Source organism: Acidocella aquatica (assembly GCF_030160635.1).
GTDB lineage: Bacteria > Pseudomonadota > Alphaproteobacteria > Acetobacterales > Acetobacteraceae > Acidocella > Acidocella aquatica.
Genome location: NZ_BSOS01000067.1, coordinates 312,772 through 337,247, shown reverse-complemented (window position 1 = coordinate 337,247; position 24,476 = coordinate 312,772). Strand labels below are relative to the sequence as shown.

Here is a 24,476-nt window from a genome sequence, read left to right as displayed (position 1 = left end):
TTGGTAATGGATTCCAAAGACTCAGCCTTTGGCGGGGTACCAAGGGGCGGCGCCCCTTGGCCTTAGTTGAACAATCCCCCAATTCGCGCTACACCCCGCCCGCCGGCACCCCTGGAGGCCGGCTTTTGTTGTTTATAGGAGCGTAAAACATGGCCAATTTCGAACTCATCGAAGCTGAGTCGCGTTCGCGTGCCGGCAAGGGGGTGGCGCGGGCGACGAGGCGTGCAGGTAAAGTACCTGCGGTAATTTATGGCGCGAAGCAGGAACCCTCCCTGATCGCGCTCGACCCGCGCATTGTTATGCGCGAGCTCAAGCGTGGCGGCTGGCGTTCGCGCCTGTATGAAATCACCCTGGATGGCCAGAACATTCGCGCCCTGATGCGCGATGTGCAGTTCCACCCGGTCACCGATGCTCCCGAGCATGTGGATTTTCAGCGTCTGGCCTCGGGTGAGCGTGTGCGCGTTGGCGTGCATGTGGTGTTCCTGAACGAAGGCATCAGCCCCGGCATCAAGCGCGGCGGCGTGCTCAACGTCGTGCGCCACACGGTGGAAGTTGCCTGCGACCCTGACAACATCCCCGAGAAGTTCGAGGTTGATCTGGGCCCGCTGGAAATCAACGACACCATCCGCTGGCACAACCTCATCGGCGTGGGCGACGCTCGCCCGGTCATCACTGACCGTGACTTCGTCATCGCCACCATCGCGGCGCCGACCGTCTCCGCCGAGCAACTTGCCGAGGATGCCGCGAAAGCAGCAGCCGCCGCAGCCGCTCCCGCCAAGGGCAAGGGTGGCAAGGCCGCTCCCAAGGCAGCAGCAGCCGCTCCGGCCGCCAAGCCCGCACCCAAGAAGAAATAATCTTCTTTCCGCGTCCTGCCCAAATCATGTGCTGTACTTTGCAGCGCATGATTTGGATAAGCAGGCCGCATAAGCAAAAGGCTAATGTCCCGGTTATGAACCTCTTGGATGAGCCAATCACTTCTGGAGCGGGACATTAGTGCCATGTTTCTTTGGGTCGGTCTCGGCAACCCAGAGCCAGCCATGGCGCGGCAGCGGCACAACATCGGCTTCATGGCTATTGATGTCATCGCGCGCCGCCATGGTTTCTCACCATGGCGGCAACGCTTTAAGGGCCATGTATCCGAGGGCGTAATCGCCGGCCATAAAATCCTGGCGCTCAAACCCATGACCTACATGAATCTCTCCGGCGAATCCGTCCAGGCGGCGGCCACTTTCTTCAAAATCCCGCCCGCGGACATCACCGTGTTTCATGACGACCTCGACCTCGCCCCCGGCAAGATCCGCGTCAAAAAAGGCGGCGGCGCCGCCGGCCACAACGGGTTGCGCAGCATGGACCAGCATCTGAACACCCCGGACTACTGGCGCGTGCGCCTGGGCATCGGCCATCCGGGTGAGAAGCACCGCGTTACCGGCCATGTCCTGGGCGATTTCACCAAGCCGGACCTTGACTGGCTGCTGCCAATGCTCGACGCGGTGGCCGATGAAGCCGCCCTGCTGGCCGCGCAAAAGCCGGAAGACTACATGACCCGCCTCGCACTACTCACCAAGGACCAGAAAAATGGGCTTTAACTGCGGTATCGTCGGCCTGCCGAATGTCGGCAAATCGACCCTCTTCAACGCGCTCACCGCCACGGTCGCCGCGCAAGCCGCCAACTACCCCTTCTGCACCATCGAGCCCAACACCGGCCGCGTCGCCGTGCCCGATAAACGCATGGATGCCCTGGCCATCATCGGCAAATCCATCAAGGTGGTCCCCACCAGCCTGGAATTCGTCGACATCGCGGGCCTCGTCCGCGGCGCCTCCAAGGGCGAGGGCCTCGGCAACCAGTTCCTCGCCAACATCCGCGAGGTGGACGCCATCGTGCATGTGCTGCGCTGCTTCGAGGACGACGACGTGACCCATGTTGAAGGCAGCGTCGACCCTATCCGCGACGCCGAGACGGTCGAGACCGAGCTGATGCTGGCCGACCTCGAATCCCTCTCCAAGCGTCTGCCCGCCCTCCAGAAACGCGCCAAGAACGACCGCCAGGCCGCCATTGATGCCGCCCTCATGGAGCCGATCCTCGCCGCCCTCGAACAAGGCAAACCCGCCCGCACCGCCATCACGCCCGAAACCGCCGAGGACGCCAAGCGCCTCAACCTGCTCACCGCCAAGCCGGTGCTCTATGTCTGCAATGTCGAGGAAGCCTCGGCCGCCACCGGCAACGCCCAGTCCGCCCGCGTCGCCGAGATGGCAAAATCCGTCGGCGCGCTCAGCGTGGTCGTCTCCGCCGCCATCGAATCCGAAGTCGCCCAGTTGCCGGAAGAAGACCGCGCCTCCTTCCTCGCCGATCTCGGCCTGGAAGACAGCGGGCTGGATCGCATCATCCGCGCCGGCTACGCCCTGCTCGGCCTCATCACCTATTTCACCGTCGGGCCGAAGGAAACCCGCGCCTGGACCATCACCAAAGGCACCAAGGCCCCCGGCGCCGCCGGCGTCATCCATGGCGATTTCGAACGCGGCTTCATCGCCTGCGAGACCACCGCTTATGAAGACTACATCGCCTACAAAGGCGAAGCCGGCGCCCGCGAGGCCGGCAAATTGCGCATCGAAGGCCGCGACTACGTGGTAAAAGACGGCGACGTGCTGCTCTTCCGCTTCAACGTCTAAAACCGCGCCCTCTTCGTCGCGCCAGCCCCCTCTTCGTCATGCCAGCGAAAGCTGGCATCCCCCTACCGCCCGAACGCCACCGCGATCTGCTCCAGCACGCTCGCATCCTCGATCGTCCCCGGCACGCTCACCGTCTCGCCATTGGCGATCTTGCGTATCGTCGCCCGCAAAATCTTGCCCGACCGCGTTTTCGGCAGCCGCTGCACCACCATCACATCGCGAAACGCCGCCACCGGGCCGATCTTCTCGCGCACCAGCGCGATCAGCTCTTTCTCAATCACCGCGGCTTCCCGCTCACAGCCCGCCTTCAGCACCACCAGCCCGTAGGGGATCTCCCCTTTCAGCGCATCCGCCTTGGCGATCACCGCGCATTCGGCGACATCCCTGTGCATCGCCAGCACCTCCTCCATCGCCCCGGTGGAGAGCCGGTGCCCGGCGACGTTGATGATATCATCCGTCCGCCCCATCACCCACACATCGCCATCCGCATCCACCATCCCGGCATCCCCGGTCTTATACCAGCCCGGAAACGCGGTGAGATACGCCGCCCGATACCCATCGTCATTTTGCCACAGCGTCGGCCCGCAGCCCGGCGGCATTGGCAGGCGGATACATAAATTCCCCGTGCTCCCCGCCGCCACCGGCTCGCCGGTCTCATCCAGCGGCGCGATATCATACCCCGGCGACGGCCGCCCGCCCGAACCCGGCTTGAACGGCGTCAGCCCCAGGCCCAAAAACCGCGCCGTAATCGGCCAGCCCGTCTCCGTCTGCCAATAATTATCAATCACCGGCTTGCCCAGCAGCGCCTCAATCCACATTGCCGTCGGCGGGTCGCACCGCTCCCCCGCCAAAAACAGCGCCCGCATACCCGAAAGATCATATTTGGGAATAAACGCCCCTTCCGGGTCCTGCTGCTTGATCGCCCGCAGCGCCGTCGGCGCGGTGAACAACACCTTCGCCTTATGCTGCGCAGCAACCCGCCAGAATGCACCGGCATCCGGCGTCCCGGTCGGCTTGCCCTCATACATGATCGTGGCCGCCCCCGCGAGCAGCGGCGCATACACCAGATACGAATGCCCCACGGCCCAGCCCACATCGGCCGCCGCCCAGATCACCTCGCCCGGCCCAACGTCAAAAATGATTTTCATGCTCTGCGCCAGCGCCACCGCATGCCCGCCGTTGTCGCGCACCACGCCCTTCGGCCGCCCGGTCGTGCCCGAGGTGTAGAGGATATACAGCGGATGCGCCCCCTCCACGCTCACCGGCCCATGCGGCGCCGCGGCCCTCTCGGCCTCCACGAAATCAAAATCCCGCCCCGCCACCAGCTCGGCGCGGCACGCCGCGCGCTGAAAAATCAAACACGCCTCGGGCTTGTGCTCCGAGAGCGCCAGCGCCGCATCGAGCATCGGCTTGTAGGTCACAACCCGCCCCGGCTCCAACCCGCAGGAGGCCGCGATCACCACTTTCGGCTGTGCATCGGTGATGCGCGCCGCCAGCTCCGGCGCCGCAAACCCGCCAAACACCATGGAGTGGATCGCCCCCAGCCGCGCGCAGGCGAGCATGGCAAACACCGCCTCGGGCACCATCGGCATATAAACAACAACGCGGTCGCCCTTGGTCACGCCGAGCGCCGCCAGCGCCCCGGCGATTTTCTCAACCCGCCCCAGCGCCTGGGCGTAGGTAATATGTTCAACCCGCCCCTCCATGGGCGAATCCCATATCAACGCGATATTCGCGCCGCGCCCAGCCGCCACATGGCGGTCCAGACAATTATACGATGTATTCAGCCAGGCATCGGGGAACCACGTGCCATAAGGCCCTATCCCGCCATCAAATATCCGCTCCGGCGCCTTGTCCCAGTCAATCAGCCCGGCCGCCTGCGCCCAATAGGCTTCCGGCGCCTGCTGCCATTGTGCATAAAGGCTGGGATAATCGCTCATTTTTTCTTCTTTCTTGAAAATCAGGTCTGGGGGTGGCGAACCACCCCCAGGAACAGAAATCTCAGGAACGCGCCCCAACCGGAAGTACGGTCCGGCCATGCGCCTCGTTGATGATATCGGCAGCGCCCAGGTAGAATGCCAGCAGCGCGGTGATCAGCCCGCCATAACCGCCCAGCGTGGTCAGCTCCGCATTGCCGGTGATCGGCCCCAGCCCGAGCAGGAAAAACGTCGGCCACAGCGCCAGGAAGATCAGGAACAGCGCGCGGTTGAGCGCGAACGTGCCGATCCACATTGCAAAGGTGAACGCGCCCCAAACAATCAGATACCAGCCAACAGCCGCACCCGGCACGCCGTCGCCAAAAAATTTCGCGAACAGCGCGAAGCTCCACCAGAACGCGCCATAAGAGCAGAACGCAACAAAGCCGAACGTATTGCCCTTGGCCATTTCCATCAGCCCGGCGAAAAACTGCGCGGTGCCACCAAAGGCGAACGCCATGGCCAGCACGAGGGGAACAGACGTCCCGGGCAGAAACCCGGCGTTGACCAGGCTGAGCAGCCAGGTGGTGAGCGCAAATCCAAACAATCCGAGCGGTGCGGGGTTGGCAAGTTTCATTGTGTTTCTCTCCGGTGGTTTTTATCGGTCAGGCACTTCGCGGCGGCGCCACCTCGTTGGGCCGCGCCACACCGCTGGTTAAATTTATTACAGATTTTCGGGATTCCGCAAAATCATGTACCCCCTGTCCCGTTTTGCAACAAAAATCTTTTACAAAACCATCGGCGCCGTCGCACCATCCACCGTCACATTCACACCGCTGATATAACCCGCCCGCGCCGAGGCCAGAAACACCACCAAATCGGCAATCTCGCCCGGCCGCGCCAGCCGGCCAATGGGAATCCCCGCCAGCATCTGCCCCCGCGCCGCTTCCAGGCTCACACCGCCGGCCCGCGCGGCCGCCTGCAACCCCTCGGCAATCCGCGCCGTCTCGGTCCCCGCCGGGTTTACGCCCACCACCCGCACACCGCGCCCCGCATACGCACCAGCCAGCCCCGCCGTCGCCAGCATCAGCGCCGCGTTGGCCGCCCCGCCCGCGATATGGATCGGGTTCGGCACCTTTCCGCCATTGCCGATCACATTCACAATCACCCCCGCCCCGCGCGCCGCCATGCGCTTGATCACCGGGTCGATGACATGAATATAGCTGAAATACTTGGCATCCATCGCTGCCCGCCACGCGGCCGGCGTCAGCTCATCCACCGGCGCGCGCCTCGCCGCCCCGGCGCTGTTCACCAACACATCAACCGGCCCCACCGCCTCTTCAACCCGCGCCACCAGCGCGGCGGCAGCGGCCGCATCGGTCAAATCAGCGGCAAACCCAACCGCGCCGGGCAATTCCCGCAGCGCCGCGTCAATATTCGCCTGCCCGCGCGAACAGATCACCACCCGCGCCCCCTCTGCCGCGAACCCAAGCGCGCAAGCCAATCCAATACCCTTGGACCCGCCCGTTATAAGGACAATCCTGCCCTCAAGCCCCAGCTCCACGGCTCAGGCGCCCGTAACGGCAGGCTCGCTCAGCAGAATTTTCTGCAACGCCCCCACCAGCTCATCCATCATCGCATCGCTATGTTTCGGCCCCGGCGTAAAACGCAGCCGCTCGGTCCCCTGGGGCACCGTCGGATAGTTGATCGGTGTCGCATACATGCCAAACTCACGGATCAAGCGCATCGAAACCTGCGTCGCCTTCGCCGCATCGCCGATCATCAACGGCACGATATGGCTGGAACTCGCCATCACCGGCAGCCCCGCCGCGCGGAACTTCGCCTTCAGCGTCTCCGCCCGGTCAAACAACAAGGCCCGGCGCGCGGAATCGGCCTTCAGCATCCGCACCGAGGCCAGCGCCGCCGCAACCGTGGGCGGCGGCAGCGCGGTGGTGAAGATGAACCCCGCCGCCACCGAGCGGATATAATCCAGCACCTTGAAATCCCCGGTCACATACCCGCCGTGGCAGCCAAACCCCTTGGCCAGCGTGCCCTCGATAATCGTAATCCGGTGCGCCACCCCGTCGCGCTCCGAAACCCCGCCGCCATGCGCGCCATACATGCCCACCGCATGCACCTCGTCGAGATACGTCAGCGCGTTATATCTATCCGCCAGATCGCATATCTCCTTCAGCGGCGCGATATCGCCATCCATCGAATATACGCTCTCGAACGCAATCAGCTTGGGCGCATCCGCCGGCGCCGCCGCCAGCAACCGCTCCAGATCCGCCATGTCGTTATGCTTGAACACATGCACGCTCGCCTTGCGCCCGTCCTTTATCCCCACAATCATCGAATTATGGTTCTGCGCATCGGAGAACACATGCCAGTCCGGCAGCGAGTTTAAAATGGCGCTCAGCGTCGCCTGGTTCGAGACATAGCCCGAGGTGAACAACAGCGCCGCATCCTTGCCATGCAAATCCGCCAGCTCTTCCTCCAGCGCCACATGCAGCGGCGATGACCCCGCGATATTGCGCGTCCCCCCCGCACCGGCGCCCATCCGCCGCGCGGCTTCGATGGACGCCTCAATCACCACCGGGTCCGTTCCCATCGCCAGATAATCATTGGACGACCACACGAGAATATCGCGCGTCCGCCCCTCCATGGTCACTGAATAATAAGGAAAGCGATCCGCCAGCTTCTCCAGCGCGACAAAGCGCCGGTAGCGCCCCTGCGCCGAAATCTCCTTGAGAGCTTCATCACATTTAACAAGAAACTTATGCATGACCGGCCATGGTTGGAATTGCCACGGAGAAAAGACCCAGAGCAACGGCCAAGTCAATGACATGCATCAAACCCCGCCGCAAACAGATTACGCCGCCATTAGGATTCACCACCCAAAACCCCCAATTCGCAAACGGCCCATTAACCCTCTCACGATACGAAGAACCTACCATCCACACTCAAAGAAGGTTCTCATGGCCCGTCTGGTTCTTCTTCCCTTCATGGCTTTCCTGCTCACCTACTGCCTCGCCTGGGCACTCGCCCGCTACCGCGAGGTCCAGACAATCTGGCGCGAACAATCCCGCCAGCAACCACGCTGCCGGCCCATACTCTCGCGCCCCGTCATCATGCGCGGCCCGCGTTAGCTTGTTTCCCGCTCAGGCGCCGCCCACCACATAGGTCCGCAGTGTGTCCACCTCGTATTTCTGCTGGTCGATCCGCGCCTTCACCACGTCGCCGATGCTCACCAGCCCGATCAACCGGCCATCCTCCAGCACCGGCAAATGCCGGAACCGCCCGTTGGTCATCAGCTCCATCGCCTCCTCCACCGTGGTCGCCAAAGTGGCGGTCGCGGGGTTGGACGTCATCAACTGCGCAACGGTCATATCCAGCGTCGCGGCGGCGCTGGCAGCCAGGGTGCGCACCACATCCCGCTCGCTCAATATACCAACCAGATCGTTCTGCGGCCTCACGACCAGCACCGCGCCGATATGCTTCTCCGCCAGAATATCAATCACCGCACTAATGCGCATATCCGGCGCAACGGCTATGAACCCGGCCGGTTTATTGGCTAAAATTGCCTGTAAAATCATGGCGTCATCTCCTTTGCACCGGAGTATGGGAGCATTCCACCCCCCGATCAAACTCTAATTTATACCCGCCAGCGGCCCATAAAGTTCCGGCCTGCGGTCCGCCAGCAACGGGTCCGCCCGCCGCACGGCGGCATGATGCTCCCGCTCCACCTCGGCCAGCAACATCTCCTCACCCGTGCCCGCCAGCGCCAGCACCTTGCCATCCGGCCCGCAAATGCTGGAAAGCCCGATATAACTCAGCCCATCGTCCTCGCCGCTATGGTTGGCATACGCCACGTATACCTGGTTCTCATACGCCCGCGCCGGGATCACATGCCGCGCCACCTGGTCATAGGGGACCATCTGCGCCGTCGGTATCAATATAATATCCGCCCCCGCCAGCGCCAGCCGCCGCGCCGGCTCGGGAAACTCAATATCATAACATATCAGCAGGCCGATGGTGTAGCCGCCCAGCTTCGCCACCGGAAACTGCGTGCCCACCTCCTTGAACATCGCCCGGTCCAGCGCCCCAAACAGATGCGTCTTGCGGTAATTCAGCAAAATCTCCCCATCCGGGCCGATCAGCACAACCGCGTTCGCCACCTTCTCGCCCACCAGCTCGGGGTAGCCAAACGCCAGCGCAATCCCCTGCTCCCTGGCAAACCGCCGCGCCGGCGCCAGCTCCGCCACCGTCACCGCATATTTGCGCGCATTCTCCGGTCCGATATTATAGCCCGAGAGATACATCTCCGGCAGCAACAACACATCGGCGCCCAGCGCCTTGGCTTGCGCCGCCTTGCGCTCCATGAGCGCGAACGCGGCTTCGGGATTATTAACGGCGCCAGGGCCTTGATACAGGGCAATTTTAAGAGCAGTTTTCATGCCGCCAGTCTAAGCCGTTTCCGCCAATCCTGAAACCATTGATTTCATACCCCGCACCCCCAGCTTGACGTTGCAGGGCAAAACCCTCATGTAGCGCTCAGGCCATTCGTGCCGGCGCGGCTGTATTCAGCCTGCAAACATCCCTACCGCCCATTTTGCGCCAGCATCCGCCCGGCGCGCACTCCCGATCGGACCACCCATGCATCTAGCCGAACTCAAGGCCAAATCGCCGACAGACCTCCTCAACCTCGCGGAAGAGCTGGAAGTCGAGAACGCCTCCTCCCTGCGCAAGCAGGACATGATGTTCGCCATCCTCAAGGCCTTCGCCGAAAACGACCAGATCATCCGCGGCGACGGCACGCTCGAAATCCTCCCCGATGGTTTCGGCTTCCTGCGCAACCCGGAGGCCAACTACCTCCCCGGCCCGGAAGACATCTACGTCTCCCCCGCCCAGGTCCGCCGCTTCAGCCTGCGTACCGGCGACACGGTGGACGGCGAAATCAAGGCCCCGAAGGAAGGCGAGCGCTACTTCGCCCTGGCCAAGGTCGACAAGATCAATTTCGAATCCCCCGAAGCGGTCAAACACCGCATCAATTTCGATAACCTCACCCCCCTCTACCCCACCTCGCGCCTGAAAATGGAGGTCGAGCTCGCCGAGCCCACTGCCAAAGGCTCGGTGAAGGACAACACCTCCCGCGTCATCGACCTCATCGCCCCCATCGGCAAAGGCCAGCGCGCCCTCGTGGTCGCTCCGCCCCGCACCGGCAAAACGGTCATGCTGCAAAACATCGCGGCGGCGATCTCGGCCAACCACCCGGAAGTCTTCCTCATCGTCCTGCTCATCGATGAACGGCCCGAGGAAGTCACCGACATGTCGCGCTCCGTGAAGGGCGAGGTTGTCGCCTCCACCTTTGACGAACCCGCCACCCGCCACGTCCAGGTCACCGAAATGGTGCTGGAAAAGGCCAAGCGCCTGGTCGAACACAAGCGCGACGTGGTGATTTTGCTCGACTCCATCACCCGCCTCGCCCGCGCCTACAACACCGTCGTCCCCTCGTCGGGCAAGGTGCTCACCGGCGGCGTGGACGCGAATGCATTACAGCGCCCCAAACGCTTCTTCGGCGCCGCGCGCAACATCGAGGAAGGCGGCTCCCTCACCATCATCGCCACAGCGCTCATCGACACCGGCTCGCGCATGGACGAGGTGATCTTCGAAGAGTTCAAAGGCACCGGCAACTCCGAAATCATCCTGGACCGCAAGCTCTCCGACAAACGCACCTTCCCCGCCATCGACATCACCAAGTCCGGCACCCGCAAGGAAGAACTGCTGGTCGAGAAGGCCACTTTGTCGAAAATGTGGGTACTGCGCCGCATCCTCAGCCAGATGGGCACCACCGACGCGATGGAATTCCTGCTCGACAAGCTGAAATACTCCAAAACCAACGCCGATTTCTTCGAGGCCATGAACACTTAACCGGGGCTTCCCCCGGTTCCCTTCATCACCCCCGCCTCTTCGTCATGCCAGCGCAAGCTGGCATCTCCCCGCACACCCTTTCGTCATGCCAGCGCAAGCTGGCATCTCCCCCCATCAGCCCCCCTCCAGCCTCAAGCCGCCCTTTCCCGCGCGCCAAAAAGCGCCAGGCCGCGCGCCAGCAACCGCTCCCGCATCGCCCGCGGCACCTGCCGCGCCGCCTTCGCACGCGGATATTCCATTTCCACAATCCGAACCGGCGCCTCGCGTCCCATCCAGTTCTCAAAAACGCCCCGGTCCACATTATCGACGAAACTCTCCGCCGGCGTGTTCTCCGCCACCAACAACGCATGCGCCGCCAGCTCCACATGATAATACCGGAACACCTCGGGCACATCATGCTCACGCACCACTGAAACCCCGTTCACCAGCGCTCCGGCCTGGGCCAATATGCCATCCACGAACAACGCATGCTCACCTGAAACCAGCAGATCACGCCCCGGCACACCCTCGCCCAGCGCCCCGGCCTTAACGCGCACTGGCAACACCCGCATCGGATCGCCAAAGCGGGTGGACACACTCTGCACTCCCAGCCAGGTAACCCGCGCCACCCCGCCATCGCTCAAACAAACCTCATCGCCCGCCTGCAGCGTCTCCACCGCCACATCGCCGCCCGGCGTGCGAATACCCGTGCCCGCGGTGAAACATGCCGGAGAAATCACCACCCCGCCGTTACCCGCCGCGTTCACCGCCGCCGTCAACACCGGCGCGCTGGCATTGGTGGCCACGAAAGACCCACCACCACCGCCGCCGTAATAGCTGCCGCCACCACCACCGCTATACCCGCCACCGCCGCCACCGCCCGTCCAACCGCCGCCACCGCCGCCGCCAAATCCGCCATTGCCACTCAGCCCATACCCCACGCCCCCGGCACCCGGCAGTAAAAACCCGCCATTCCCGCCGGTACCACCGTCGCCCACACCGCGCGTCCCGGCAACGGCGACCCCATTCGTGCCATTGCCGCTAACCCCGCCGCCACCGCCGCCATTGGCCGCATAGATCAGGTCCACACCGCCAGACCCGCCAGACCCGCCAACACCACCCATCCCCACGCCTTCATTGGTATCAGTAGCCAATAATGGATAAGCGTTCATCGTGCTTATGACCCCTGATGCGCCAGCGTTGGTAATCACCCCGCCACCGCCCAAATAGCCCGCCAAAAAGCTGCTGCCGCCGCCACCGCCGGCCGCTTCCAGCAGCTTCCCGGTCGTCTCATCAAAAATAAAACTCCCGCCGCCACCACCGCCGCCGCCGGCGGTTCCAACCGCCCCTGCACCACCAACTACAATCTCCAGCACCGTCCCGGCCGTCAGCGCAAATGTGCCAGAAACCATGGCCCCATCCCCGCCAACACCACCAGAGGTGCTACCCCCCCCAGTCCCACCGTCGGCAGTCAGCACATAGCTCCCAGCGCTGGAAAGGGTGACCAACTCAGCCACGCCAGTATAAGTCTCAGTTAAAACAGACATGAGCGCTCCCAATTTACTGTCACAACCTTGAGAGGAGCGACTTAATGAATCTATTCACCTTTAATTGTATTCGATCCCTCCGATCATTTACAATTCACAATAAAATGATCTGGAAAATTTTCCCCGGCCCGCCCCCGCCGCGCGCAAGCTTGCCTTTGCCCGCAAACAGGTGAATTTATGCCCCCTGGACGACACCAATTAGGACACACCCCATGCCGGCATACCGCTCCCGCACCACCACCCACGGCCGCAACATGGCAGGCGCGCGCAGCCTCTGGCGCGCCACCGGCATGCAGGACGGCGATTTCGGCAAACCCATCATCGCCATCGCCAATTCCTTCACCCAGTTCGTCCCCGGCCACGTCCACCTGAAAGACCTCGGCCAGATGGTCGCCCGCGAGATCGAGTCCGTTGGCGGCGTCGCCAAGGAATTCAACACCATCGCGGTCGATGACGGCATCGCCATGGGCCATTCCGGGATGCTCTACAGCCTGCCCTCGCGCGAGCTGATCGCTGATTCCGTCGAATACATGGTCAACGCCCATTGCGCCGACGCCCTGGTCTGCATCTCCAACTGCGACAAAATCACCCCCGGCATGCTCATGGCCGCGATGCGCCTCAACATCCCCACCGTCTTCGTCTCCGGCGGCCCGATGGAAGCCGGCAAATACATCCACGGCGGCAAAACTGAGCGCGCCGACCTCATCACCGCCATGGTCGCCGCGGCTGACCCTTCGGTGACTGACGCCGAAACCGATGCCGTCGAGCGCTCCGCCTGCCCCACCTGCGGCTCTTGCTCGGGCATGTTCACCGCCAATTCCATGAACTGCCTCACCGAGGCGCTCGGCCTCTCCCTGCCCGGCAACGGCAGCCTGCTCGCCACCCACGCTGACCGCCGTGAGCTCTTCCTCGAAGCCGGCCGCACCATCGTGAAACTTGCCAAACGCTGGTACGAGCAGGACGACGCCAGCGTCCTCCCCCGCTCCATCGCCAGTTTCGAGGCCTTCCAGAACGCCATGTCGCTTGACATCGCCATGGGCGGCTCCACCAACACGGTGCTCCACCTGCTCGCCGCCGCGCATGAGGGCGAAATCCCCTTCACCATGGAAGACATCGACCATCTCTCCCGCCGCGTCCCCAATCTCTGCAAGGTCGCGCCCTCAAAATCCGATGTCCACATGGAGGACGTCCACCGCGCCGGCGGCATCTTCGCCATTTTGGGCGAACTCAGCCGCGCCGGGCTGATCCACACAAGCCTGCCCACCGTCCACACCCCCAGCGTCGGCGAGGCCATCGCCCAGTGGGACATCGCAGGCCCCGCCTCTGACGCCGCCCGCAGCCTCTACCTCGCCGCCCCCGGCGGCATCCGCACCACCCAGGCCTTCAGCCAGAGCCGCCGTTATGACGAGCTGGACCTCGACCGTTCAAAAGGCGTCATCCGCGACATCGCCCACGCCTTCAGCCCCGATGGCGGCCTCGCCGTCCTCTCCGGCAACATCGCGCTCGACGGCGCCATCGTCAAAACCGCGGGGGTTGACCCCTCCGCCCTGGTCTTCACCGGCCCCGCGCGCATTTTTGAGAGCCAGGACGACGCGGTCTCCGCCATCCTCGGCAACCGCATCGTCGCGGGCGATGTGGTGATCATCCGCTACGAAGGCCCCAAAGGCGGCCCCGGCATGCAGGAGATGCTCTACCCCACCAGCTACCTCAAATCCAAAGGCCTGGGCAAAGTCTGCGCTTTGGTGACTGACGGCCGCTTCTCCGGCGGCACAGCGGGCCTCTCCATCGGCCACGTCTCCCCCGAAGCCGCCGAAGGCGGCGACATCGGCCTGTTGGAAGAAGGCGACACCATCGAAATCGACATCCCCAACCGCATCCTGCGCGCCGCCTTGTCAGTTGAAACCCTGGCCGCCCGCCGCCTCGCCATGGAGGCCCGCGGCCCGGATGCCTGGAAGCCCAACCGCACCCGCGTGGTCTCCCAGGCATTGCAAGCCTACGCCGCCCTCACCACCAGCGCCGCCCGCGGCGCCGTGCGTGATGTCACCCAACTAACCCGCCGGTAACCCGTAGGATGGGTAAGCGAAGCGCCACCCATCCTCTCGCCCCCCTGTCATTCCCCGCAACTTCCTCTATATACCCCTCCCATGTCAGCAGAATCAGATCAGTTAAACGAGCAGATCGGCCGTTCGGTCGCCTTGCTGAGGAGGCATCTTTGACTGGGATGCCGCCCTCATCAAACGCGCCGAACTAGACGCGCGCGCACAAGACCCCTCCCTCTGGAACAACGCCGAAGCCGCCCAGGTGGTGATGCGCGAGCGCGGCCGCCTCGCCGGGCTCATCGATGGCGTCCTCGCGCTGGAACGTGAAACCGCCGACACAATCGAGCTGGTCGAAATGGCCGAAGCCGAAGGCGACGCCGCCCTGGTGAAGGACGCTCTGGCCAACCTCGCCACCCTGGCCGAACAAGCCAAAACCCGCGAAATCGAGAGCCTGCTCTCCGGCGAGGCCGATGGCCGCGACGCCTTCATGGAAATCAACGCCGGCTCCGGCGGCACCGAGGCGCAGGACTGGGCGCAGATGCTCCAGCGCATGTATATGCGCTGGGCCGAGCGCCGCGGCTTTAAAGTCGAAATCCTTGACATGTCCGAAGGCGAGCAGGCCGGCATCAAATCCGTCACCATGCAGATCTCCGGCCCCAACGCCTATGGCTGGCTGAAGACCGAATCCGGCGTCCACCGCCTGGTCCGCATCTCGCCCTATGATTCCGCGGCGCGCCGCCACACCAGCTTCTCTTCCGTCTGGGTCTACCCGGTGGTCGACGACACCATCGAGATCGAGATCAACCCCGCCGACCTGAAGGTTGACACCTTCCGCGCCTCGGGTGCGGGCGGCCAGCACGTGAACAAAACCGAATCCGCCATCCGCATCACCCACGTCCCCACCGGCATCATCGTCGCCTGCCAGACCGACCGCTCCCAGCACCGCAACCGCGCCACCGCCATGAACATGCTCAAGGCCCGCATGTACGAGATGGAGCTGCAAAAGCGCGAAGCCGCCTCCGCGAGCATCGAAGCCGCGAAAACCGACATCGGCTGGGGCCACCAGATCCGCTCCTACGTCCTCGCCCCCTACCAGCTGGTGAAGGACCTGCGCACCAACTACGAGACCGGCAACCCCGCCGCGGTGCTCGACGGCAACCTCGACCCCTTCATGGCCGCCTCCCTGGCCGCCCGCGTCGGCGCCACCCGCTCCGACGCCTCCGCAATGGCGCAATAACCCCCGCCAGCCCTCCCCACCATCGCCACCACCCCGCCCTCCATCGTCATGCCAGCGCAAGCTGGCATCTCCCGAACCTACCCCCTGCGCCAATAAATAACGCGACACCCAGAAAAATTCGTCACGAAACCGTCACACACAATTTCCCCCGAAAATATCAGTTTTGTAACTTGACTGTGGTACAAAGTTCCACAAAAATAAATCCCGAAACTGCTCATAGGCGGGACATCAACGTGCAAAACCTTTCCTCCGCGGAACCGGCCCAACCCATCGCCATACCTGCCACGGCATTCGGCCGCGCCCCGGCCCGGCCCAACGGCCCCATCAAGGTCTTCCTCTACTCGCACGATACCTTCGGCCTCGGTCACCTGCGGCGTAACCTCGCCATCGCCCACCGGCTGCTCGCCTGTAACGGTAAATTCTCCGTCCTCCTGCTCACCGGCTCCCCGGTTATTGACCAATGGGACCTACCCCCCGGCCTACAGGTCCAGCCTCTCCCTCCGGTCGTTAAAACCGGCGCCGAGAGCTACGAGGCCCGGGCCAAAGGTCAGCTTTTCGGCATGGTCAAGGGCTACCGCGAGGCGCTGATCCTCAAGCTCGTGCTGCGCGACCAGCCGGATGTATTTCTCGTTGACCACGCCCCCGCCGGCATGAACGGCGAACTTCTCTCCACCCTGGCCCTGATCCGCCAGGAACACCCCCACACCCGCGTCATGCTCGGCCTGCGCGACATTTTGGACAGTCCCGAAAACGTCCGCGCCGTCTGGCGGGAGCAAAACATCCACGCCCTGCTCGACCACGCCTATGACAATATCCTGGTTTACGGTAGCCGCGCCCTGTTCAACGTGGTCGAGGGCTACGGCATCTCCAAGGAAAACGCCAAAAAAGTGGTCTATTGCGGCCATGTCGTCGCCCAGCCCGAGGCCCATTCCACCCATGAGACCGCCCCCTGCTGGGATACCGCCCGCGCCGGAGGCCGCCCCGTCGTCCTCGTCACCGCGGGCGGCGGCGGCGACGGTTTCTTCCTCATGAGCGCCTATCTCGAGGCCTTGCCGAAAATGGCCCCCGGCCCGCGTTATTCCGTCATCGTGCTCGGCCCGCTGATGGCCGCGCACGAGAGCGCCGCCCTCCACGCCGCCGCCGCCATGTGCGATGACGTCGAACTGGTGGATTTCACCACCAACCTCGTCCCCAGCCTGCGCGCCGCCAGCCTGGTCATCGCCATGGCCGGCTACAACACCAGCGCCGAGATCATCGCCGAGAAAAAACCCGCCATCCTCGTCCCCCGCGCCGCCCCGCGCGCCGAACAACTGATGCGCGCCCGCCTGCTCGCTGCCCTCGGCCTAGCCGATATGGTGGAGCCCGACACGGATATCGCCGCCCAACTGGCCGCCATGGTGCCCTCCTGCCTGTCCAGGCCGCCAATACCCGAATCCGTCTGGGCCGCGCTTGACCTTGACGGCGCCGAGCGCGTCTCCGCCCTGCTCGCCTCCGGCCACCATGTGGAAGCCAGCCTCATATGAGTTCCCTGTCACAAAAATCCGCCGCGAGCGCCTACGCGATCGCCCCCGGCCCCGTCGCCTATATCATGAAGCGCTACCCGCGCCTGACCGAGACCTTCATCATCAACGAGATCCGTGCCATGGAGCGCCTCGGCGCGGACCTGCGCATCTTCTCCCTGCTGCAGCCCGAGCCGCCGCCGCACCACCCCATGGTCGCGCAGGTCGCGGCGCCGCTGTATGTCCTCCCCGCCGCCTGGGGCGCCAAGCTCAAGCGCCTCGCCGCCTCCCACGCCAAGGCGTTCACCGCCGCCCCGCTGCGCTATCTCGGCGCCACCGCGCGCGCGCTTCAGTGGTCCGCCACCTCCTCAAGCCCCCTGGCGGTCTGGAAGCATTTCGTGCGCGCCGGCTATGTCGCCACCGCGTGCCGGGCCCAGGGCATCGCCCATATCCACGCCCATTTCGCCAACACCCCCACCGCCGTCGCGCATTTCGCCAGCCTGATGTCGGGCATCCCCTTCAGCTTCACCGCCCACGCGAAAGACCTCTACCTCACCCGCAAGCCCATCATCGCGCGCCGCACCCGCGCCGCCGAATTCGTCGTCACCTGCACCGGCTACAACGCGCGCTACCTTGAAGACATCCAGGGCCACCCCGCCGGCAAGATCAACCTGATCTACCACGGCATCGACCTGGACATGTTCAACGCCCGCCCCGCCGCCACCCCCGCCCAGGCTGCACCACCGCTGATCCTCTCCGTCGGCCGCCTCGTCCCCAAAAAAGGCCTGAACGACCTCATCTCCGCCTGCGCCCTGCTCAAGGCATCGGGCATCGCCTTCCGCTGCCGCATCATTGGCGAAGGCCCGCTGCGCAATGCCTTGCAGGACCAGATCAAATCCGCCGGGCTGGAAGACCTCGTCACGCTTTCCGGCGCCATGACCCACGCCAGCCTGATCGCCCTCTACGCCACCGCTGACCTCTTCGCCCTCCCCCCGCGCATCGCCGACGACGGCGACCGCGACGGCATCCCCAACGTCATCGCCGAAGCCATGGCCATCGGCCTGCCCGTCGTCTCCACCGATGTTTCGGGCATCCCCGAGCTGGTCCGCAACCTCGAGACCGGCCTGCTCGTCCCCCCGCGTGACCCCGCCGCCCTCGCCCAGGCCATGGAACAGCTCCTGCGCGACCGCCCCCTCGCCCTGCGCCTCGCCGCCCAGGGCCGCGCCCTGCTGGAGCGCGATTTTGACCTCTGGACCACCACCCGCCGCCTGCACGGCCTCATCGCCTGCCTGGACTGCGCCCCCACCCCCCGCAAAGCCCTCCATGCCGACGCACCGCTGGCCGAAGGCGCCCAATCATGAAAATCCTCTACCTGAACCTTGATCGCGGCATCCCCGTCCTGGGCGACAAGGGCGCCTCCGTCCACGTCCGCTCCTTCATCAACGCGGCGGACACCCTGGGCCACGAAGTCCTGCTCGCCTGCGCCACGCTGGGCGAAGGCAACCCCCACCCGCCCGCGCATCTGCTCCATGTCGGCGGCAAGCCCTCCGCCGCGCGCCTGGCCTCCGAATGCGCCGCCGCCAAACTCCCCCTCTCCGCGCTGGAAGACCCGATCACCAGCCGCGAACTCACCCGCCTCGCCTACGACCTCACCGCCCCCGAGAAAATCTACGAAGCCCTCGCGGCCATCAACTTCGTGCCAGACCTCGTCTACGAGCGTCACGCCCTGTTCCACTGCTCGGGCGCCGCCATCGCCGCCCATTACGGCGTCCCCCGGCTGCTTGAGGTCAACGCCCCGCTGATCCACGAACAGCGCACCTTCCGCGGCCTGCGCCTGGAGGCCCAGGCGCAACGCACCGAGCGCGCCTCCTACCGCGGCGCGGATGCCATCATCGCCGTCTCCGGCGGCGTCGCCGAACATGTGGGCGCCGTCCTCGGCCACAGCCGCAACGTCCATATCGTCCCCAACGGCGTTGACCTCACCCGTTTCACCGCCGATGCCGCCGCCGGCAACGCGCTTCGCCAGCGTCTCAACCTCGGCGACGCCCCCGTCCTCGGCTTCATCGGCAGCTTCAAGCCCTGGCACGGCGTCTCCTTCCTGCTCGATGTCTTCGCAGACCTCCTGCCGCAATTCCCCACGCTGCACCTTCTCGCCGTTGGCGAGGGCCCGGAGCGCGAAGCCGTCCAGGCCCGCGCCGCCGCCCTCGGCCTGGGCGCGCGCGTCATCATGCCCGGCCGCGTCGCGCATGATGAAATCCCCGCCTGGCTCAGCGCCATGACCCTCACGGCAGCCCCCTACCTTCCGCAGCCTGATTTCTACTTCTCGCCTATGAAAATCGTCGAATCCCTCGCCTCCGGCCGCCCGGTCGTGGCGCCGGACATCGGCGAGATCAGCACCGTCATCCGCCACGGCCAAAACGGCATGCTCTATGCCCCGGGCGACGCCGCGCAGTGCCGCGCCGCCATCGCCGGGCTGCTCGCTAACCCCGCCGCCCGCGCCACCATGGGCGCCGCCGCCGCGCAGGATGCCGCCGGGCGCGGCTGGGCGGCCGTGGTTGGCCGCATTCTCACCCTCGCCCCGGAAAATTTGCCCGCCCGCATGACAATGGCATGAGCAAGCCCCCCAGCCTGCACTGGTGGCTGCTGCGCTACCTGCGCCCGGAATGGCCCATGCTGAGCACTGGCGGCGCCATCATGTCCGCCCGCGCCATGGTGCTGCTGCTGCTGCCCTGGCCGCTCAAGGCCATTGTTGACAACGTCATCTTCCAGCACCCCCTCGGCCATTTCCTCGGCGCCATCCTGCCGGACCCGCTCACCCACCGCATGCTCCTGCTCGACACCCTGGGCCTGACCATGCTCGGCCTCGGCGCGCTTGACGCCCTGCTCGTCTACGCCGGCAGCCGCCTCCTGCTCGACACCGGCCAGCGCATCATGTTCGCCATCCGGTTTGACCTGTTCGCCCATCTCCAGCGCCTCTCCCTCGCCTTCCACCGCCGCCGCCGCGGCGGCGAGCTGACCCTGCGCCTGAGCGAGGACGCCAAACAATTGCAGGACTTCATCTCCTCCCTGGGCGTTGACCTGTTGCCCCATATCGTCACCATCATCGGCATGGCCGTGGTGATGTTCTGGCTGGACTGGCGCTACGCCCTGCTTACCCTGGCCGCCGTCCCGCCGCTCGTGCTCATCACCGTGTTCTACAGCCGCCGCCTGCGCAAAGCCGTGCGCCACCTTCGCCAGAACGATGGCGTGCTATCCGGCCTGACCCAGGAGATCCTCGCCTGCGTCCAGGTCGTCCAGGCCTTTGCGCGCGAAAAACACGAGGACAGCCGCTTCACCGCCCATGCCGGCGAGAGCCTGCGCGCCGGGCTGCGCGCCAACGCCATCCAGTCGCAATTCGGCTCGGTCATGAGCCTCGCCATCAGCCTCGCCACCGGCATCATCGCCTGGTACGGCGCCGTGCGCGTCATCGGCGGCAGCCTCTCGGCGGGCGAGCTTCTGGTCTTCCTCGCCTATCTGCGCGGCTTCGCCACCCCGGCCCGCCAGCTCGCCAAAACCGGCCGCGTCTTCAGCCGCGCCATCATCGCGCTGGAGCGCATCGGCGAATGCTGGATCGAGCGCCCCACCGTCGCCGACGCCCCCGGCGCCATCGCCCCCGCAACCCCGGCCCGGCGCATCGCCTTCCAAAACGCCGGCTTCGCCTACAAACCCGGCCGCGAGGTACTGCACAACATCTCCTTCACCCTGGAGACCGGCCGCACCACCGCCCTGGTCGGCGCCACCGGCTCGGGCAAAACCACCATCGCCAGCCTCATCCCCCGCTTCTTTGACCCCACCTGCGGCGCCATCCTGCTCGACGGCACCGACATCCGCACCCTCCCGCTCGCCTATCTGCGCCAGCAGGTCACGCTGGTTCTGCAGGAGCCCGTATTGTTCCAAGCCACCGTGTGGGAGAACATCGCCTACGGAAAACACGGCGCCGGGCGCGATGAAGCCATCGCCGCCGCGCGCGAGGCCGGCGTGGAAGACCTTATAAACCGCCTGCCCGAAGGTTTTGACACCCAGGTCAGCGAGCGCGGCCAGAGCCTCTCGGGCGGCCAGCGCCAATGCGTGGCCATCGCGCGCGCCATGCTCAGCGACGCCCCCATCGTCATCCTCGACGAGCCCAGCAGCAGCCTCGATTCAAACACCGAGCGCCAGATCATGCAGGCGCTGCAAACCCTAACACGGCAACGCGCCGCCCTCACCATCGCCCACCGCCTCGCCACGGTCATGAGCGCCGATGAAATCCTGGTGCTCGACCAAGGCCGCATCGTGGAGCGCGGCCAGCACGGCAATCTTCTCAAATCACACGGAGTCTACGAAAGACTATGGAATTCATTGCACGACGAACCGGCCCCGGCACCGCTGCGGCTGGTTGGCCCATGACCCGCAATTCCCGCCGCCTCGCCACCGCCGCCCTCACCCTGGCCGCCATCCTCACCAGCGGCGCCGCCCTGGCCGACCCCTGGATCCCCGCCCCCGGCGATGGCGTCATCAAGCCCGAGGTGCGCCTTTATTCGGCTGACCATCACTTCTCACCCAGCCATTTCAGCACCAGCACAACCCCGTCCTCCAAACTCAACCTCAACCAGTTCCGCATCTCCGGCGTGGCTGGCATCGGCTACAACCTCTCCCTCGAATACGACCTCCGCTTCGCCCAGGCCCGCCTGTCCCACCTGGGCACCACGCACACCAGCACCGGCGTGCAGGACCAGGAGCTCGGCCTGAATTATGGTCTGACCCAGACGCAGGCTTTCGCTGACTCTCTCACCTTCAACGTCATCTTCCCCACCGGCGCCCCCAAACCCGCGCCAGCACTTGGCACCGGCCGCTGGGCTGTCGAGCCGGACGCGCAATTTGGCCTCCACGAAGGCCCCCTCACCGCCACGCTCATCGCCGGCCCGCGCGTCTTCCTCGATGGCGGCGCCACCCAGCTGCGCGCCGAACTTGACCTCTCAGCCCGCGCCACCCAGCGCCTGAGCTTCACCGGCACCGTGTTCTTCGTGAACACGATCCAGCAGCAGCATGTGCTCTCCTCGGCCGACCAGGGGGAAATCTACAATCTGTTGCGCCTGGGCATCGGCGCGCAATACCGCCTCACCCCCATCTTCCGCCCCTTCATCGAATACGATGCCGACATCGCCGGAAAATCCATGCACGCCGGCCAGCGGATTATCGCGGGTGTCGCGATCCATTACTGAAATGCCAGCCCCAGCCCCGCGGCTCGCCCTGGTGCGCCATGGCGCCACGGCGTGGACTCTCGCCGGCCGCTACCAAGGCCGCGCCGACCCCCCGCTTTGCCCGCAGGGCATCGCCGAGGCCGCCACCCTGGCCGCAACCCTGCACGGCCAGGCCATCGGCCAGATCGTCACCAGCCCCCTGCAACGCGCCCGCCAAACCGCCGCCATTCTCGCATCGGCCGCCAATCTCGCCTCACCGGAAACCGACGATAACCTGAGCGAGATCAGCTACGGCGCCTGGGAGGGCCTGACCCAGCCGGAAATCAAATCCTCCTGGCCCGGCCTGCTGCGCGAATGGAAACACACCCCCGAGAGCGCCAGGTTTCCCGGCGGCGGCTCTCTGGCGGACATGCGCCCGCGCGTGCGCGCGGCGCTCTCCACTTGGCGCCGCGCGGCGCACGCCCAAAGCGTGCTGCTGGTCACCCACGCGATCTGGATCAAACTTGCCCTGGTTGAAACCGGCCTGCTCGCACCTGCGGATTTCCGGCATATCCGCGTGCCGACCAGCACATTATTCTGGCTGCCCCCGGAGAAGAATTTATAGCGGCTTCAGCCCATGGCTGAATACGCTAGAGCGTATGTTTTACGATCAATTTCATCGGTTTAGAGCCTGATCGCTTTAAGCGCGATCAGGCTCTGGCTATTTTTCTGAGGGCGATTCACGCTTTCGGCTCGCTGGGTTGAGCGAACCTCAAACGATCGCACTCTAAAAGCTGCGCGTCAGCTCATACAAGGCCACGGCCCCGGCGGCGGAGACATTCAGGCTCTCCATCCCGCCCGGCATGCCCAATGCCGCAACCTCGTCGCACGTCTCGCGGGTCAGGCGGCGCATGCCCTCGCCTTCGCTGCCCAGCACCAGAGCCACACGGCGCCCGCCGAAGGCTTCCCCATTCAGCTTGTTGGGTGATGTCCCATCCAGCCCCACAACCCACACATCGGCGGATTTGAGCACGATAAGCGCACGGGAGATATTCACGATCCGCAGCAGCGGGATCATCTCCAGCGCGCCCGAGGCCACCTTCGCCAGCGCCCCGGTCTCCTCGGGCGCATTGCGCTCCTGGGCGATGACCATGGAGGCACCGAACGCCTGCGCCGTGCGCATCAGCGCGCCGATGTTGCGCGGGTCGGAAATCTGGTCGAGCACCAAAATCGGCCCCGGGCGCTTCAGCGCGTCCAGCAGCGGCGGCGCCACCAGCTGGTCGGTGAGCAGCGCCACGCCCTGGTGCACAATGCCGCTGCCCTGGCGCGCGCCGAGCAGCTGGTCGATCCTCTCGCGCGCCGCCACTTCCGGCTGAATCGGCCAAGGCAGCGGCCGCTCAGCCGCCAGCGAGGCCTGTGCCTCCTCGGTGATCACCAGCCGGCGCAACCGCCGCGCCGGGTTCCCCAGGGCCGCGGCGACCGCATGGGTGCCATATAGCCACACCGCGCCATTGGGCACGGCGGGGGCCTTTGCCTGCCCGCGGGCAAAATTTTCCCGCATCGGCGGCCGGTCGGTCGGGCGCTCCGGCTTGGCGCCACGCCCGCCGGGCAGGCTCAACTTCGGCCCATCAAATTTTCTTGGCCCGCTTTCCGGCTTTTCGCCCGTCCGGCCCCGGGGCTTGCCGCCCGTGCGCTCAAATGGCTTCTCGCCGGCCCGGTTTGAGGGCTTTTCACCAGGGCGGCCGGATTTTGATCTTGGGGGGCGATTTTGTGTCATGCGGGCATCTAGAGCAATATTCGCCTGATTGGAAACGCTTGTTTCCAGTCAGGCGAATGAAAATGCGCGCCAAAAACTGGCCGGACCGATTTTACCCCAGAGCATTACGTTGACAACCAAAGCGTGATCGGGGAAATGACAGCCCATACGGAAGGGTGCCCGAGTGGCTAAAGGGGGCGGACTGTAAATCCGCTGGCGTACGCCTACGTTGGTTCGAATCCAACCCCTTCCACCACCATAGCTCCAAAATGCACTCAGGTGGGCCATCTGCCGCGGTTTTGCTGCGCTCCGGTGCTCACGTACATGCGTACGCTGCGCTCCGATGCTCAGAACTGCACGCCACCCGGCTCAGCCTAGCGCATTTGGTGACGGTGTTGGCGCAACGTCTCAAGTACAATGGGGTTTACTCAGCCCTGCCTCTTGGCTTAACCATGGCGGCGCGCGGGTGTAGCTCAACGGTAGAGTCCTAGCCTTCCAAGCTAGTTGTGCGGGTTCGATTCCCGTCACCCGCTCCATATTTCCGGGCATTTTCACCCGGAGACTTGACACAAAGCGCGCCAGCGTGTGGAACGCCGGTTTCGTGCTGGTTAGGATAGGGGCGTAGCTCAATTGGCTAGAGCGCCGGTCTCCAAAACCGGAGGTTGAGAGTTCGAGACCCTCCGCCCCTGCCATCCACCCCAGCACAT

General features: G+C 64.9%; 21 protein-coding genes and 3 tRNA genes. 16 read left to right on the top strand and 8 right to left on the bottom strand.

The annotated features are described in order from the left end of the window. Positions 1-149 precede the first annotated feature (149 nt). From QQJ84_RS12555 to ychF, 3 genes are all read left to right on the top strand, one after another. A complete protein-coding gene (locus tag QQJ84_RS12555) occupies positions 150-854 on the top strand; it encodes a 50S ribosomal protein L25/general stress protein Ctc (RefSeq protein WP_284258556.1) in 705 nt (234 codons plus the stop codon). A 144-nt stretch (positions 855-998) separates the two neighbouring features. Next, complete coding sequence (pth, locus tag QQJ84_RS12550; protein ID WP_284258610.1) at positions 999-1,586, top strand: aminoacyl-tRNA hydrolase; 588 nt, start codon at positions 999-1,001, stop codon at positions 1,584-1,586. Then, a complete protein-coding gene (gene ychF / locus QQJ84_RS12545; protein WP_284258555.1) occupies positions 1,576-2,667 on the top strand; it encodes a redox-regulated ATPase YchF in 1,092 nt (363 codons plus the stop codon). Before pth ends, ychF begins: the two co-directional genes overlap by 11 nt. Before the next feature lie 62 nt (positions 2,668-2,729). Here ychF and QQJ84_RS12540 read toward each other — a convergent pair whose 3' ends face one another. The 4 genes from QQJ84_RS12540 to hemA all read right to left on the bottom strand — a co-directional run bounded on the left by QQJ84_RS12540 (position 2,730) and on the right by hemA (position 7,368). Beyond that, a complete protein-coding gene (locus QQJ84_RS12540; RefSeq protein ID WP_284258553.1) occupies positions 2,730-4,607 on the bottom strand; it encodes an AMP-binding protein in 1,878 nt (625 codons plus the stop codon). 61 nt (positions 4,608-4,668) lie between these two features. Then, complete coding sequence (locus tag QQJ84_RS12535) at positions 4,669-5,220, bottom strand: acetate uptake transporter (protein WP_284258551.1); 552 nt, start codon at positions 5,218-5,220, stop codon at positions 4,669-4,671. 150 nt (positions 5,221-5,370) lie between these two features. Continuing rightward, positions 5,371-6,147, bottom strand: coding sequence for an SDR family NAD(P)-dependent oxidoreductase (locus QQJ84_RS12530; RefSeq protein ID WP_284258549.1), 777 nt, complete (start codon positions 6,145-6,147; stop codon positions 5,371-5,373). A 3-nt stretch (positions 6,148-6,150) separates the two neighbouring features. Beyond that, on the bottom strand, positions 6,151-7,368 hold the full coding sequence (hemA, locus tag QQJ84_RS12525; protein WP_284258548.1) for a 5-aminolevulinate synthase: 1,218 nt from the start codon (positions 7,366-7,368) through the stop codon (positions 6,151-6,153). 193 nt (positions 7,369-7,561) lie between these two features. On the opposite strand from hemA, the gene QQJ84_RS12520 reads away from it, so the two are divergent. Then, positions 7,562-7,732: a hypothetical protein gene (locus QQJ84_RS12520; protein ID WP_284258547.1), complete on the top strand. Its 171-nt coding sequence runs from the start codon at positions 7,562-7,564 to the stop codon at positions 7,730-7,732. 12 nt (positions 7,733-7,744) lie between these two features. Here the strand turns inward: QQJ84_RS12520 and QQJ84_RS12515 are convergent, their stop codons facing one another. Further along, a complete protein-coding gene (locus QQJ84_RS12515) occupies positions 7,745-8,179 on the bottom strand; it encodes a CBS domain-containing protein (protein ID WP_284258546.1) in 435 nt (144 codons plus the stop codon). Positions 8,180-8,233: 54 nt separating this feature from the next. Continuing rightward, on the bottom strand, positions 8,234-9,040 hold the full coding sequence (locus QQJ84_RS12510; RefSeq protein WP_284258545.1) for a carbon-nitrogen hydrolase family protein: 807 nt from the start codon (positions 9,038-9,040) through the stop codon (positions 8,234-8,236). 199 nt (positions 9,041-9,239) lie between these two features. On the opposite strand from QQJ84_RS12510, the gene rho reads away from it, so the two are divergent. Continuing rightward, a complete protein-coding gene (gene rho, locus QQJ84_RS12505) occupies positions 9,240-10,514 on the top strand; it encodes a transcription termination factor Rho (protein WP_284258544.1) in 1,275 nt (424 codons plus the stop codon). A 131-nt stretch (positions 10,515-10,645) separates the two neighbouring features. Here rho and QQJ84_RS12500 read toward each other — a convergent pair whose 3' ends face one another. After that, positions 10,646-12,040 (bottom strand): Hint domain-containing protein, encoded by a 1,395-nt coding sequence (locus QQJ84_RS12500; protein ID WP_284258543.1) that lies wholly within the window; start codon positions 12,038-12,040, stop codon positions 10,646-10,648. 212 nt (positions 12,041-12,252) lie between these two features. Between QQJ84_RS12500 and ilvD the strand changes: the two genes are divergently transcribed. The 8 genes from ilvD (at position 12,253) to QQJ84_RS12460 (ending at position 22,638) form a co-directional block, all read left to right on the top strand. After that, complete coding sequence (gene ilvD, locus QQJ84_RS12495) at positions 12,253-14,103, top strand: dihydroxy-acid dehydratase (RefSeq protein WP_284258542.1); 1,851 nt, start codon at positions 12,253-12,255, stop codon at positions 14,101-14,103. Between the two features lie 81 nt (positions 14,104-14,184). Continuing rightward, positions 14,185-15,316, top strand: a protein-coding gene (gene prfB / locus QQJ84_RS12490) for a peptide chain release factor 2 (protein WP_284258540.1) whose coding sequence is annotated in 2 segments (ribosomal slippage) — positions 14,185-14,253 and positions 14,255-15,316 — 1,131 coding nt in all. Because the reading frame shifts where the segments join, the coding sequence is not laid out codon by codon here. A 233-nt stretch (positions 15,317-15,549) separates the two neighbouring features. After that, complete coding sequence (locus QQJ84_RS12485; protein WP_284258539.1) at positions 15,550-16,839, top strand: glycosyltransferase family protein; 1,290 nt, start codon at positions 15,550-15,552, stop codon at positions 16,837-16,839. Continuing rightward, positions 16,836-18,176, top strand: coding sequence for a glycosyltransferase (locus tag QQJ84_RS12480; RefSeq protein WP_284258538.1), 1,341 nt, complete (start codon positions 16,836-16,838; stop codon positions 18,174-18,176). The genes QQJ84_RS12485 and QQJ84_RS12480 overlap by 4 nt, the downstream gene beginning before the upstream one ends. Further along, positions 18,173-19,429, top strand: a complete 1,257-nt coding sequence (locus QQJ84_RS12475) for a glycosyltransferase family 4 protein (protein ID WP_284258537.1) — start codon at positions 18,173-18,175, stop codon at positions 19,427-19,429. The genes QQJ84_RS12480 and QQJ84_RS12475 overlap by 4 nt, the downstream gene beginning before the upstream one ends. Next, positions 19,426-21,240 (top strand): ABC transporter ATP-binding protein, encoded by a 1,815-nt coding sequence (locus QQJ84_RS12470; RefSeq protein WP_284258536.1) that lies wholly within the window; start codon positions 19,426-19,428, stop codon positions 21,238-21,240. The genes QQJ84_RS12475 and QQJ84_RS12470 overlap by 4 nt, the downstream gene beginning before the upstream one ends. Next, on the top strand, positions 21,237-22,055 hold the full coding sequence (locus tag QQJ84_RS12465) for a hypothetical protein (protein WP_284258535.1): 819 nt from the start codon (positions 21,237-21,239) through the stop codon (positions 22,053-22,055). Before QQJ84_RS12470 ends, QQJ84_RS12465 begins: the two co-directional genes overlap by 4 nt. Beyond that, positions 22,036-22,638 carry a histidine phosphatase family protein gene (locus tag QQJ84_RS12460; protein ID WP_284258534.1) on the top strand — a complete coding sequence of 201 codons (603 nt, stop codon included), beginning with the start codon at positions 22,036-22,038 and terminating at the stop codon, positions 22,636-22,638. The genes QQJ84_RS12465 and QQJ84_RS12460 overlap by 20 nt, the downstream gene beginning before the upstream one ends. Before the next feature lie 162 nt (positions 22,639-22,800). On the opposite strand, the gene QQJ84_RS12455 is transcribed toward QQJ84_RS12460, so the two are convergent. Beyond that, positions 22,801-23,574 carry a TrmH family RNA methyltransferase gene (locus QQJ84_RS12455; RefSeq protein WP_284258609.1) on the bottom strand — a complete coding sequence of 258 codons (774 nt, stop codon included), beginning with the start codon at positions 23,572-23,574 and terminating at the stop codon, positions 22,801-22,803. Between the two features lie 365 nt (positions 23,575-23,939). On the opposite strand from QQJ84_RS12455, the gene QQJ84_RS12450 reads away from it, so the two are divergent. The 3 genes from QQJ84_RS12450 to QQJ84_RS12440 all read left to right on the top strand — a co-directional run bounded on the left by QQJ84_RS12450 (position 23,940) and on the right by QQJ84_RS12440 (position 24,461). Then, positions 23,940-24,025: transfer RNA gene (locus tag QQJ84_RS12450), tRNA-Tyr, on the top strand. A gap of 206 nt (positions 24,026-24,231) precedes the next feature. Next, positions 24,232-24,305 (top strand) — tRNA-Gly (locus QQJ84_RS12445). Positions 24,306-24,384: 79 nt separating this feature from the next. After that, positions 24,385-24,461, top strand: a tRNA-Trp gene (locus tag QQJ84_RS12440). Positions 24,462-24,476: the final 15 nt, after the last annotated feature.